Origin of the sequence: Clostridium sp., assembly GCF_050717545.1 — a bacterium.
Lineage (GTDB): Bacteria > Bacillota > Clostridia > Clostridiales > Clostridiaceae > Clostridium_AD.
The window spans coordinates 71,974-84,148 of the sequence record NZ_JBOITN010000031.1 but is presented as its reverse complement, the minus strand read 5'-3'; the positions used below and the strand labels follow the sequence as shown (position 1 = coordinate 84,148).

At 29.7% G+C, this 12,175-nt stretch carries 13 protein-coding genes; 3 read left to right on the top strand and 10 right to left on the bottom strand.

The annotated features are described in order from the left end of the window. Positions 1-2 precede the first annotated feature (2 nt). On the bottom strand, positions 3-1,253 hold the full coding sequence (locus ACREVX_RS09025; RefSeq protein ID WP_431543919.1) for a M16 family metallopeptidase: 1,251 nt from the start codon (positions 1,251-1,253) through the stop codon (positions 3-5). Between the two features lie 319 nt (positions 1,254-1,572). On the opposite strand from ACREVX_RS09025, the gene ACREVX_RS09020 reads away from it, so the two are divergent. Further along, positions 1,573-2,097: a QueT transporter family protein gene (locus ACREVX_RS09020; RefSeq protein ID WP_431543852.1), complete on the top strand. Its 525-nt coding sequence runs from the start codon at positions 1,573-1,575 to the stop codon at positions 2,095-2,097. Positions 2,098-2,215: 118 nt separating this feature from the next. After that, the gene (locus ACREVX_RS09015) at positions 2,216-3,790 is read left to right on the top strand and encodes a DEAD/DEAH box helicase (protein WP_431543918.1); all 1,575 of its coding nucleotides are present in this window, start codon (positions 2,216-2,218) and stop codon (positions 3,788-3,790) included. Between the two features lie 106 nt (positions 3,791-3,896). Here ACREVX_RS09015 and ACREVX_RS09010 read toward each other — a convergent pair whose 3' ends face one another. The 8 genes from ACREVX_RS09010 to ACREVX_RS08975 form a co-directional block, all read right to left on the bottom strand. Beyond that, positions 3,897-4,601 carry an MgtC/SapB family protein gene (locus ACREVX_RS09010; protein WP_431543851.1) on the bottom strand — a complete coding sequence of 235 codons (705 nt, stop codon included), beginning with the start codon at positions 4,599-4,601 and terminating at the stop codon, positions 3,897-3,899. 36 nt (positions 4,602-4,637) lie between these two features. Then, positions 4,638-5,174 carry a UPF0158 family protein gene (locus tag ACREVX_RS09005; RefSeq protein WP_431543850.1) on the bottom strand — a complete coding sequence of 179 codons (537 nt, stop codon included), beginning with the start codon at positions 5,172-5,174 and terminating at the stop codon, positions 4,638-4,640. A 115-nt stretch (positions 5,175-5,289) separates the two neighbouring features. Beyond that, complete coding sequence (locus tag ACREVX_RS09000) at positions 5,290-5,562, bottom strand: DUF1292 domain-containing protein (protein WP_431543849.1); 273 nt, start codon at positions 5,560-5,562, stop codon at positions 5,290-5,292. A 104-nt stretch (positions 5,563-5,666) separates the two neighbouring features. After that, on the bottom strand, positions 5,667-6,656 hold the full coding sequence (locus tag ACREVX_RS08995) for a biotin--[acetyl-CoA-carboxylase] ligase (protein WP_431543848.1): 990 nt from the start codon (positions 6,654-6,656) through the stop codon (positions 5,667-5,669). Between the two features lie 53 nt (positions 6,657-6,709). After that, positions 6,710-7,579, bottom strand: a complete 870-nt coding sequence (locus ACREVX_RS08990; RefSeq protein ID WP_431543917.1) for a radical SAM protein — start codon at positions 7,577-7,579, stop codon at positions 6,710-6,712. A gap of 230 nt (positions 7,580-7,809) precedes the next feature. Then, a complete protein-coding gene (locus ACREVX_RS08985) occupies positions 7,810-8,436 on the bottom strand; it encodes an HDIG domain-containing metalloprotein (protein ID WP_431543847.1) in 627 nt (208 codons plus the stop codon). A 164-nt stretch (positions 8,437-8,600) separates the two neighbouring features. Further along, the gene (locus ACREVX_RS08980; RefSeq protein ID WP_431543846.1) at positions 8,601-8,780 is read right to left on the bottom strand and encodes a hypothetical protein; all 180 of its coding nucleotides are present in this window, start codon (positions 8,778-8,780) and stop codon (positions 8,601-8,603) included. A 74-nt stretch (positions 8,781-8,854) separates the two neighbouring features. After that, positions 8,855-9,085: a DUF1292 domain-containing protein gene (locus ACREVX_RS08975; RefSeq protein WP_431543845.1), complete on the bottom strand. Its 231-nt coding sequence runs from the start codon at positions 9,083-9,085 to the stop codon at positions 8,855-8,857. A 378-nt stretch (positions 9,086-9,463) separates the two neighbouring features. Here ACREVX_RS08975 and ACREVX_RS08970 point away from each other — a divergent pair, with 378 nt between their 5' ends. Further along, positions 9,464-10,621, top strand: a complete 1,158-nt coding sequence (locus ACREVX_RS08970; protein WP_431543844.1) for an RNA-binding domain-containing protein — start codon at positions 9,464-9,466, stop codon at positions 10,619-10,621. 176 nt (positions 10,622-10,797) lie between these two features. On the opposite strand, the gene ACREVX_RS08965 is transcribed toward ACREVX_RS08970, so the two are convergent. Next, positions 10,798-12,165, bottom strand: a complete 1,368-nt coding sequence (locus ACREVX_RS08965) for a CCA tRNA nucleotidyltransferase (RefSeq protein ID WP_431543843.1) — start codon at positions 12,163-12,165, stop codon at positions 10,798-10,800. Positions 12,166-12,175 lie beyond the last annotated feature (10 nt).

The following is a 12,175-nucleotide window of genomic DNA, read 5'->3' as shown; positions in this document are numbered from 1 at the left end:
TATTACACACTCTTTTCTGGTAAAAATATATGGATCGTTGGCTTTTGTAACACTTTTCTTGACACATTATATAAATCTTCACTTTTAACATTTCCCATATTCTTCATATCATCAGTAAATTGGTATATATCTTCACCATCCATAGCCTGATGAATTACATAACTTGCAAGATCTGTAGAGTCCTCTAGGGTTGAAGCTATTGCAGTTTTCATTATCTTTTTCATTAAAGCTATTGTATTATCATCAAAAACTATTTTCTCACTTGCAATATCATTTATAGCAGTATCAATTACCTTAATTGCCTCATCTACATCTTTCTGCGCAACTGATGTGTAAATATATAATGTCTTAACATTATTAGAAGTATCTAAATGAGTATAGACATCGTATGATAATCCTCTTTCTTCACGAAGTTCTCTAAATAATATTGAATTAGCACTTTCTCCAAATTTATAATTTAAAATTCTGAGCGCTAATTCCTCATCTTTAGATAATCCATTAAATGTATATAAGTAAAGTATAGTACTTTGCTCAATTTCTTTTTTATATGATACTTTCTTTATAAATTGATGCTGCTCAACAACTATTTTTTTCTTTTCAAATTCCTTCTGCTCCCAATCTCCAAAATACTTATTAATAATATTTATTATTTCTTTATGTTCAAATGGGGATACAATCGATATAAAAGCATTGTTAGGAACATAATATTTATTGTAAAAATTAACAAGCTGTTTTTTTGTAACCTTTTTTATTATACTTTCACTACCAATAGTATCATCCCTAAGTGGACTATCTTTAAATGCAACTTCATTAACTCTTTTAAAACTTAAGTCTTCAATGTCATCATTGATTGTTCTTATTTCTGCGAGAATTACCCCCCTTTCCTTTTCAATCTCATCAACTGGAAATATTGAATTTAAAAGCATGTCACCTAAGAGTTCTAATGCGTTTTCTAACTCTTCATTTAAAATCGTAGCGCTGTATACGGTGCAGTTAAAATCAGTATATGCATTATATTCCCCACCCAAATTCTCTAGATCACTATTTAGCTTTTCATTTGATCTATCATTTGTACCCTTAAAAAGCATATGTTCTATAAAGTGTGCTATTCCCTTTTCATTTTTTTCTTCAAAAAGTGAACCTATATTGATTCCAGCATGAACTGCTGCAATTTGACTATCCTTTTTAATAGTAATAAGTTTGATTCCATTACTGAGCTTAGTTTGTTTTGTATCAAAAATTTCTTTACTCATCATAATATTCTCCTTTAACCAAAAACTTTGTTATCAAAATTTATAGCTTTTAAAAATGAGTTCCTATATATAAGAAAACAAAAAGCATATATATTTTAACTATATCACACTTTTAACTATTTTAGACTATATTATTAATTGATTTAAAACCAGAGTTAAATTAGAGTTTATCCTTCGGCAATTTCCTACAAATTTTTAAGAAAATACAAAAATTCTATTGACTATTTGCTAAATATAGAGTAAAATTAAGATTCGAGTCAAATACTCATAGACAGTTCGTGACCATCCTGTCTTAAAACAAAACTATGGAGGCGCAAAAATGAATATTAAATTAAATGAAGGAACTATGTCTGCAAAAACAAGAAATATTGTTTTTGCAGCAATGGTAGCTGCAATTTATGTAGCTTTAACTCTAAGCTTATCGTTTTTCAGCTTTGGAGTTGTTCAATATCGTGTTGCTGAAGGACTTACTATTTTACCTTTCTTTGCATCCTTTTCTATACCTGGGCTGCTAATTGGTTGTATAGTATCTAATATCATAAGTCCATTAGGTATTATGGATATGATTTTCGGTTCCCTTGCAACACTTATAGCCGCGATTTTAACTTACTATATTGGTAAAAGCAAACTAAGATTTAAAAGAATACTTGCTCCGTTACCGGCTGTAGTAGTTAATGCCCTTGTTATTGGCATACTATTAAAGCTTTTATATGTTAAGAACATGCCCCTTTTAGCTTGCATGCTGCAAGTTGCGTGGGGAGAATTAGTTTGCTGTTATGGAATTGGATTACCGCTTATTTATATTATTGAGAAGAACTCAATTTTGAGGAACTTTTTTAGATAATTTTTAAAAAGCAATTTAAATTGCTTTTTAAGTTTAATATTTATTTTGTATATAATTTGTAATAATAGATGTATTTGATATTTTATGAGAAGAAAGAGGAATTTTAATGACCAAAACAATTGAAAAACTTAAATTTGATGAACTAGGACTGAATGAATCCGTACTACACGCTATACAAGATCTAAAATTTGAATATCCATCTGATATTCAAACAAAAGCTATTCCAGTTGTACTTGAAGGCTTTGATATTATAGGTCAGGCTCAAACAGGAACTGGTAAAACATTAGCCTTTGGTGCACCTATTTTAAGCTTAATGGAAAAATCGAATGGTAAAGTCCAAGCAATAATAATGTCTCCTACAAGAGAACTTGCTGTTCAAGTTTCAGAAGAACTTTCCCGTATTGCAAAGCATGAAAGAATTAAGATATTACCAATATATGGTGGTCAATCTATTGATAGACAAATCTCTGCTTTAAAAAGAGGCGTAGATATCGTTGTTGGAACTCCAGGACGATTACTAGACCATATTAGAAAAGGTACTTTAAAGCTCGCAAATGCTAAATTTCTTGTTTTAGATGAAGCTGACGAAATGCTTAACATGGGTTTTATTGAAGATATTGAAAGCATTATAAGCAATTTAAGTGAAGATAGACAGACATTACTTTTTTCAGCTACTATGCCAAGAGCTATTAAAATATTGTCAAAAAAGTATATGCATCCTGAAACAAAAATTATTGCAATAGAAAAGAAATCTTTAACTGTTTCTAAAACTAAGCAATATTATTATGAAGTAAATTCAAAAAACAAGTTTGAATCATTATGCAGAATTCTTGACGTTGATGCTCCTAAAACTTGCATACTATTTTGTAAAACTAAAAAAGGTGTAGATGAATTAGTTGATGCATTACAACCTAGAGGTTATACAGTAGAAGGTATGCATGGAGATATGAAACAAAGTCAAAGAATGAACACTTTAAAGAAATTTAAAGATGGTAACTTAAACTACTTAATTGCAACTGATGTAGCTGCAAGAGGAATTGACGTTGATGATGTAACTCATGTAATAAATTATGATTTACCACAAGATAGCGAATCTTATATACATAGAATTGGAAGAACTGGTAGAGCTGGTAAAGAGGGTACTGCTTATAGTCTTATAACAAGACGTGAAGCATCTTCAATAAGACAAATTGAACGTGACACTAAAAGTGTTATCGCTAAAAAAACTGTACCTACTATAACAGATATTTTTGCAGCAAAATCTGAAACTATTATGGATTCTATAAAATTAGTTCTAGAAGAAAACTTATATGAGAACTTCCTTCCACTTGGGCATAATCTTATAAAAGAATTCGGTGCTGAAGATGTAGCTGCTTCTTTAATTAAAATTATTTTTGATAAAGAAGTTAACTATAACTATGCAGATGATTCTTCAACTACACCAATAACTAATACAGTTAGATTATTCTTATCTATAGGACGAATGGACGAAGTTATGACTAAAGATATTATATCTTTCTTATGTGAAACTGCTAACCTTAATAAAAATGAGCTTGGCCGTATCGATATTTTAGATAAATTCTCATTCTTAGATGTTCCTTCAAACTTAGTTGATTCTATTTTAAACAATAGTTCAGGTAAGAAGTTAAACAGTAGAAGAGTAAATATTGAAGTTGCTAAATCTAGAAGATAAATTTAGCGCATAAAAAAAAGATCACTTATTCGTAAGTGATCTTTTTTTTACGTAAACTTTTATCTTGATAATAGAAATCTGTCTTATATACATGCAATATTACTGATTATAATAACGTAGCTTTAATTATTTCTTCAAAAGCGCATAATTTTTGCACAATTACACTGCTCTTAATATGCCTTGGTGCCAAAATTGTATACATTGTAGTACTGTACTCTAGATTCTCATCTTCCTCATCATCAATTAAAAATTCTATATTCTTAACCTTTATACTCATACCTTCAAAATACTGTTCCAATTTCTCTACCATGTCTTTCTTATTAATATATTGAATTTCCAATTTAAGTATATTAGTATTTTTAAAGAACCTATCTTCAAAAGACTTAAGAAATACCAATACTATAAAAATAAATATAGTTGAGAGTATACTCAGAGTGTAGTACCCGAGTCCTACCGCAAGCCCAATACATGCCACAGTCCATATGCTTGCTGCCGTGGTAAGACCTTTTATAGATCCCTTATCATGTATAATAGTCCCAGCACCTAGAAATCCAACTCCTGTTATAACTTGCGATCCGAGCCGACCAATATCTACTTTCATTGCTGTTTGAAGTTCTGGATGTTGAATTATCATATTTGTTGTTTCTTGAATTGAATATAATTGTATCATTGAGGTAATTGCCGCCCCTAAACACACTAAAATATGTGTCCTAAAACCAGCTGGCCTGTTTTTAAATTCTCTCTCATATCCAATTAAACCACCAACTACAACTGCAAGCGCAAGCCTTATTATTACTTCATATACTAACATGTACATACCTCCATAAATTGCTTGCCCTTTTATAATTTAATTTAAATACTTTAATTCTATATCATTAAACGTGAGCCATGCTCTAACAAATTTCTCTATACAGCTATCTTCATATTTATACCACTTATCTGTTTCAGATGAATTATTTTCATCTCCACTAGCTTTTCCTTCATGCTCTTCATCTTGTTTATCCATTAGTATATGTTTGAATTTTTTTATTGGTTCCGCGCTTTCTAATGCATTTTGTAATTCTAGTTTTAAATCAGGTTCACTATCTATTTTATCAACATACTCATTCATGGCTTTTATATAAAAACTCTCATCTATGAGAGGAGTACTCAAATATCTATTAATCTCATCTTCGTTAATAAGTATTGCCTTGCTTACAAATTCTTTTAACCAACTATCAAAGTAATCTTCTTTTAAAGTTCCACTTTCTAATGCTAAACTTACTTCTGTAGGAATATATATAACCTCACCAGTAACAACATCTAAAAAACTTTTTCCCAAATTGTCATCAACATGAGCTATTGTTTCTATAAGTGCTTCCATATCAATTTGTACTAGATTCAAATTTATACCTCCTAGATTTATTAAAACAGCTACATATCCTAAGCCATTTAATCTTTTTATTTTTTATGCTAATAACGAAAAACCAATAAACCTCAAAGGTTTATTGGTTTGGTTTTTATTCTTCAAAAGTTGAATTGTATTCTTCAAGTACGCTTTCAAATTCTTCTTCATCTTCTACTGCAATATATTGTTCTTTACCGTCTACCAATTCAATTTTATAAACAAAAGCATCATCTTCTTCTCCAATAGGAGCTAATAAAGCATATTTATTCTCATCTAATTCAATGATTTCAATTAATTCAAAATCAATTTTTTCTCCATCTTCATCTAACATTGTTATAATCTTATTTTCTTCCATGATGATTCCCCTTTCAACCTTAGTACCCATATTATAACGTTAATATAGCTAAACTGTCTATATAAAATATAGATTTATACTATATTATTTACTTATTGAACACCATATTATACCTTAATAACCTAAATATTATTTTATTTGCTATAACCATACATCCCTCTAATAGAAACCTCTCCTGAGACGATATATTCTATGATTCCTTGCTCGTTTTCAACAAGTAATTCTCCTGCGTCACTTATACTTATTGCTTTAGCTATTCTGATTTCTCCTCTACTAACTAATTGTATTTCCTTGCCTAAAAGCATAGAGTTTTTTCTACAAACATCTATAGTTTCTTTTATATTTCCATTTTCTACAAAATCATAGTATAGTTCTTCAAATATATTTAATATATTAGCTACGAGTAACTTCCTGTCCATGAATTTTCCACTCTCAAGCTTAAGTGATGTTGCCACATCTTTTAGCTCCGTTGGTATATCCTCTGCGTCAAGATTTACATTAATTCCAATTCCCATAACTAAATAATTAATATGATCTATTTCTCCACTCATTTCTGTTAATATGCCACATACCTTTTTACCATTAATAACAATATCATTAGGCCACTTAATACTAGTTTTAACTCCCATTTTCATGATAGCCTTTTGAGCAGCGGCAGCACCAATTAAAGTTATTTGAGAAGCGTTTTGCGTAGTTATGTTTGGCCTAAGTATTATGGACATCCATATACCCTTATATTTTGGAGACACCCAATTTCGCCCGAGCCTTCCACGACCTGATGTTTGCTCCTCACTTATTACAACAGTGCCATGAGCACACCCAGCCTCTGCAAGCTCTTTTGCTTTAGAATTTGTTGACCCTATGGAATCATAGTGTAAAATATTTTGACCTATATATTTCGTATTTATAAAATTCCTAATCTCCTCAAATGTAAGTATATCCGGCGATGATATTACCTTGTAGCCCTTTCTTGAAATCGCTTGAATTTCATAACCTTCCTCTTTAATTACATTTATATGTTTCCAGATAGCCGCGCGACTAACTCCTAACTCCTCACTAATTTTCTGACCAGATACAAATTCATTTGAGCTCTCTTTAAGTAGCTTAAGAATTTTTTCCTTCATAACTATTCACACCTTTTTGTTTTATAAAATTACGAGGAATATTATTCATAATATTATAATCTTCTGTATTCCTCTGGTTTATACCTATCTTTTCCTTTAAGTGCAAGGTCAATATTCTCTATTAATTGATTCTTATTCCAAGGCAAAGTTCCAGAAAGCGCCACATAATTTGATGCATGATTGCTCCTAAAAATGCAATTTGAAACTTCTATATTTTGCAAAAACTCTCTTAGTTCCCTCATAATTTCTTCTGGAGTTAACACATCAAATTTACCATTTTGTATATCTTCATATATAGGAGTACCTGGCTCTAACATTAAAGTTAAAAAACCCACATAATCTGGATCTATAGCACTTATAAGTTTTGAAGATTCTATAGCATTTTCACTAATTTTCGACCTGCCTCCTATACCTGAGATAAGGGTTACGGATAACTTTATTCCACTTTCTTTTACTTTTTTACCTGCCATAACCATCCTTGCTGCTGTTACATCCTTATTTATACTCTTTAATATTTCATCACTACCAGACTCAACTCCAAGATACAAGATTCCAACACCCAGATCCTTAAGTTCTCGAAGCTCCTCTAATGATTTTGCTATAATATCATTAGTTGTAGCATAAATTCCTACTCTTTCGCACCCGGGAAATAATTCTTTTATTTTTAATAAAATTAATTTTAATTTACTAGTTTCTAGAACCAAAGCATCTCCATCAGCCAAAAATATCTTCTTAACATTCCCATAATCTAATTTAGCCTGCGCAAGATCTGCCATAATATCTTCTATATCACGTATTCTAAACTTCTTATCCTTATACATAGCGCAAAAAGTACATCCATTATGCGAGCACCCAATCGTTACCTGCACAATAAGACTATTTGCCTCACTAGGTGGTCTATATACTATCCCTTCATACATCACTATACTCATCTCCTACCGAGTCCTGCCCTCGACCACGCTAAAAGTCGTGGGTTCTTTTGCATTAAACAAATATCCTTGATTAATACCCTCTAAGTATAACATACAAATTTCTAATAAAATAAGACATCTTAGAGTATTTTTCTATACGTCTTTTCTTTAATAACCTTCTTTAGCTTTGTATGAGACTTTTCTTAAATTATATATAAGATATATCCTTTTATTTATATTGATTATTTTAAAGACATCTTTTCTTCACATATTCTAATGAAAGCTTCAATATTTCCCTTCTCATCCTTGATTTTATCTTCATTCATTTCACCTCTACCTAGCCTATCACACTCTGATAACAATGCGATTTCTTTAATGGATATATCTTTAGTCATTTTATTTACATCTGCAAAAGGCAAATCTTTAGTTACAAAAAGAGTTTGCATATGCCATCTAACTAATGCTATAACTTGTTTAATTAACAGTGAGTCCTCAGTAAGTGCCTCCAAAAATATTTTGACAATCTCCGCTCCTACCTTATCATGGCCATAAGATGTTATTTTCCCTTTTTTCACTTTTGTAGTAGGTGCTTTACCTAAATCGTGAAGTAATGCTGCCCACATAAATGCCCTAGTATTTTCACTAAGGTGTTTTACTTTTGCTGCATTATCTATAACTAGTAACGTATGTTTCCATACATTACCTTCTGGATGATGTAATGGTGATTGAGGCGTATCCACTAAGTTCCTTATTAGTGTATATGGATACTGTTGATATATGCTTTTATCATTTATAACTTTATTGAAATATGTAGATGGTGTCTCATCTTCCATTAGATGTCTTTCAAATTCTTGAAATGTTTTTTCCATATATAATTCCTTTCGTTTATTATTTTTATTTATATTTTTCACTATTTCTATTTTTTCTATACTTTTTAATTATAATAAAAGAGCAAGTAACCTTATATAAACTATATATTATCATAGCTTATATAACAAGTACTTGCTCTTTTTACTAATTTTTTTCATTTAAATTATTCTGATTTATTACCGTAATACTCACTTTTATTAGTTGTAAAAACACTATCATTATATGCACTTTCTTCAATAGATTGAATAATTTGATTTGGAGCAGAAGTTTGGTTTTGAGACTTTGTGTCCTTCTTAATATAATTACGTAAATTTTTCTTTTTAGCTTGCTTTTTATCCATCATATTAAAAACCTCCTGATTTCTTATTATCACATTGCTTATAATTTATTTGAATTATCATCTTCGACCATCATGTATTATTTCTCGCTAAACTTTTGTAATACCTTTTTAAACTCCGCTCCTTGTCCTATTGAGGTGTACTCTATTTCGCCATTAACTTGAACTGACTTATAGGCATATGCCTCATCTGAATCCTTAGGACCAACTATAACATAATCAGTTCCGTCCACCTTAATAGCATCAATTAATTCTAAATCTACTTTTTCACCATTTTCATCTAGTACGGTAATTATCTCATTAGTTTTCATAGACGCACCTTCTTTCATGTAATAGTCACATTCAAATAAATAAAAGGCTATTATGTTATTTGTTTTAATGTGCCTTATTATTTTGTGCCTAAGTTGATGTTTTATACCAAGTTTTTATAATAAGTAATCGTAAAATTTTTTTTATATATTTACTTTATATTCATTTTCATATCACTTTTTATTGTTGAAATATCTTAATTTTCTTTCTAATAGGTGAACCTAATCTTAAAATTAATTTTTCTTGGATCAAATATAAAAGTTATTCAAAGATATTATCTCAATATCTTTCATACGTTATTAGAAACTGTATTAAATAATTTTAAATTGTATGGTAAAATAGGAGTATAATTTAAATAGAATATGAAAGTTGGTGTAAAAATGACTAAAAATGAATTAATTGAAATTATCAATAATGGAGAAAATTCATATATTGAATTTAAAGAAGAGAACATTAAGGTAAAAGACTTAGCAGAAGAAATAGTTGCATTTGCAAATTCTGAAGGTGGAATAATACTTATTGGTATAGATGATAATTGTAATATAATAGGAGTTAGAGATAATAATATTGAAGAAAAAATTATGAATATATGCAGAAATAATTGCATACCTAATATAATTCCTATATATAATGAAATTATATTATCTGATAAAAGAATTTCTATAATTAATATACCTAAAGGATTAAATAAACCATATTATACAGTTGACCATAAATATTATGTTAGAGTTGGAACAACAAAAAGAATAGCATCCAGGGAAGAACTACTAAGACTTTTTGAAGCAAATGGTGCATTACATTTTGATATTTCACCTATTGAAGAAACTTCTATAAAGGATTTAAATATAGATATAATCAGAGATTATTTTATAATGTACAATACTTTTGACCTTTATGAAGAAGAAAAGGAAACAATTGAACGAATTCTTATAAATGCTGATATACTTAAAGAAAAAGATGCTAAAGTAGTATGTTCTGTTGGTGGACTTTTGGTATTTGGTAAAAATCCTGAAAAATATTTACCACAAAACGGGGTTAGTTTTGCCCATTTTAAAGGTAATGATATTACAGATGAATTGATAGATAAGAAGGTAATAATAGGTAGAATTCAGGATATAGCAGAACAGCTTTTAGTTGTTTTAAAGAATAATATGATGACCCCTTCAAAAATCAGTGGTTTACTAAGAGTTGAAGAAGAAGAATATCCTATTTTAGTATTAAGGGAATCTATAATTAATTCACTAGTGCATAGAAATTATAGTATTTACGGATCCAAAATCAGGTTTTTTATGTTTGATGATAGAATAGAATTTCGTAGCCCAGGAAGGCTCCCTAATACGGTAACAATAGAGAAAATGAAAATAGGTGTATCTTATGCTCGAAATCCATTTTTGGTTAAGTATATGGAGAATATGAGATACATTGACCAGCTTGGAAGAGGAATCCCTATGATTTTAAAAACAATGAAAAATAAGGGAAATAAAGAACCTTTACTTGAAGAAATAGGTGAAGAATTTATTCTTACTATTTTCAAATAATAACTATCTATAGGACCCAACTTTCAAAACAAGGTAGATAACTTTTTTTATAGTTGAGAGTTAGTATTTTATGAATATTAAATTCAAAGCATATATTACGTATAATGGATTGAATCGAGCTTTAGAACTTCTTAACCAAGTGAATGTATTAATCGTAATATATGCTTTTCCAACTTTTATTTAATATATTCTTTATGAATTATAGCTATAAGTTGCTTTTTAGTGTTAATTGCCGGATTTTCTAATACTTTATCTAAAAGAAATTTAAGCATATCACCTATTTCTTTTCCTTGCCTTAGTGAAAATTCTTTTATTAAATCTTTGCCGTCTACATCAAGTTCCTTTATACATAGTGGAACATTAGATTGTAAAAACGCCATAGTTTCTTCTTCTACTTTAGCAATCTGCTGTATTCTTATTTCTGGCAGGCACGAGCTTAAAGCATCTGCTCTTTGTAAGTTAAAAAGATCTTCTATTAAATCCATGCCAGTTCTATTAATAAGCCGTTTTATGCTGGCATCTGTTGGCTTTATTAGTACGTTCATATGTTCCTTTACCAAAACACTAATTTCACTTATACTTTGGTTATCAAATCTAAGACGTCTAAGTATTTTCCCAGATAATTTAAAACCTCTTTTATCATGACCATAAAAATGTCCTATGCCCTCTTTGTCCATAGTAAAACACTCTGGTTTAGATATGTCATGTAATAATGCCGCTAGTCTCAAATTAAGTTTTGGTGGGCATTTCTCCACAACAGATAAAGTATGATTAAATATATCTTTATCATGATGAGGGTTACGTTGATCAAACCCTACTTGTAATTGAAGTTCTGGTAATATAACCTCTAATAACTTAGTCTCTTCAAGTAACAGTAAAGCTTTTGCCACATTATTAGACACCAACATTTTACAAAGTTCATCTCTAATTCTTTCATTACTTACGTTTACTATAAGCTTATAATTTACTTTTATAGCAATCATAGTTTTTTCTTCTATATCAAAATCTAGGGAAGACGCAAAACGAATAGCCCTAAGCATTCTTAGCGCATCTTCCTTAAACCTTTTATTAGGCTCACCAACAGCCCTAATTATTCTTTCTTTTATATCTATTTCACCACCGAAATAATCTACAAGTCCATTTCCCTCGTTAAAAGCTAAAGCATTTATGGTAAAATCCCTTCTAGCTAAGTCCTCTTTTAAACTTGAAACAAAAGTAACAACTTCAGGCCTTCTATTGTCTAAATATTGACCATCTATTCTGTAAGTTGTAATTTCATAACCATCACCATTTATCATAACAGTAACAGTTCCATGTTTTATACCTGTGGGGATAGTTTTATTGAACATTTTAATAACTTCTTCTGGCAGGGCATTAGTAGTTATATCATAATCATTAGGCAAAGATGTCCCAATTACAAAATCACGTACACTTCCACCCACAATATAAGCTTCATATCCATTATTTCCAAGTGTTTCTAAAATTATTCTTACATTACTTGGTATAAAAATAAAGTCTTTTAAACTATTATTATCTTTAGTCATTATAATCACC

Bases quoted from the DNA above. Each gene is read 5' to 3' on its own strand.
- ACREVX_RS09010 (WP_431543851.1), bottom strand. From the start codon at position 4,601: ATGTTAGTATATGAAGTAATAATAAGGCTTGCGCTTGCAGTTGTAGTT.
- ACREVX_RS09020 (WP_431543852.1), top strand. From the start codon at position 1,573: ATGAATATTAAATTAAATGAAGGAACTATGTCTGCAAAAACAAGAAAT.
- ACREVX_RS08995 (WP_431543848.1), bottom strand. From the start codon at position 6,656: ATGAAGGAAAAAATTCTTAAGCTACTTAAAGAGAGCTCAAATGAATTT.
- ACREVX_RS08985 (WP_431543847.1), bottom strand. From the start codon at position 8,436: ATGGAAAAAACATTTCAAGAATTTGAAAGACATCTAATGGAAGATGAG.
- ACREVX_RS08980 (WP_431543846.1), bottom strand. From the start codon at position 8,780: ATGATGGATAAAAAGCAAGCTAAAAAGAAAAATTTACGTAATTATATT.
- ACREVX_RS08965 (WP_431543843.1), bottom strand. From the start codon at position 12,165: ATGACTAAAGATAATAATAGTTTAAAAGACTTTATTTTTATACCAAGT.
- ACREVX_RS09000 (WP_431543849.1), bottom strand. From the start codon at position 5,562: ATGGGTACTAAGGTTGAAAGGGGAATCATCATGGAAGAAAATAAGATT.
- ACREVX_RS08970 (WP_431543844.1), top strand. From the start codon at position 9,464: ATGACTAAAAATGAATTAATTGAAATTATCAATAATGGAGAAAATTCA.
- ACREVX_RS09025 (WP_431543919.1), bottom strand. From the start codon at position 1,253: ATGAGTAAAGAAATTTTTGATACAAAACAAACTAAGCTCAGTAATGGA.
- ACREVX_RS08975 (WP_431543845.1), bottom strand. From the start codon at position 9,085: ATGAAAACTAATGAGATAATTACCGTACTAGATGAAAATGGTGAAAAA.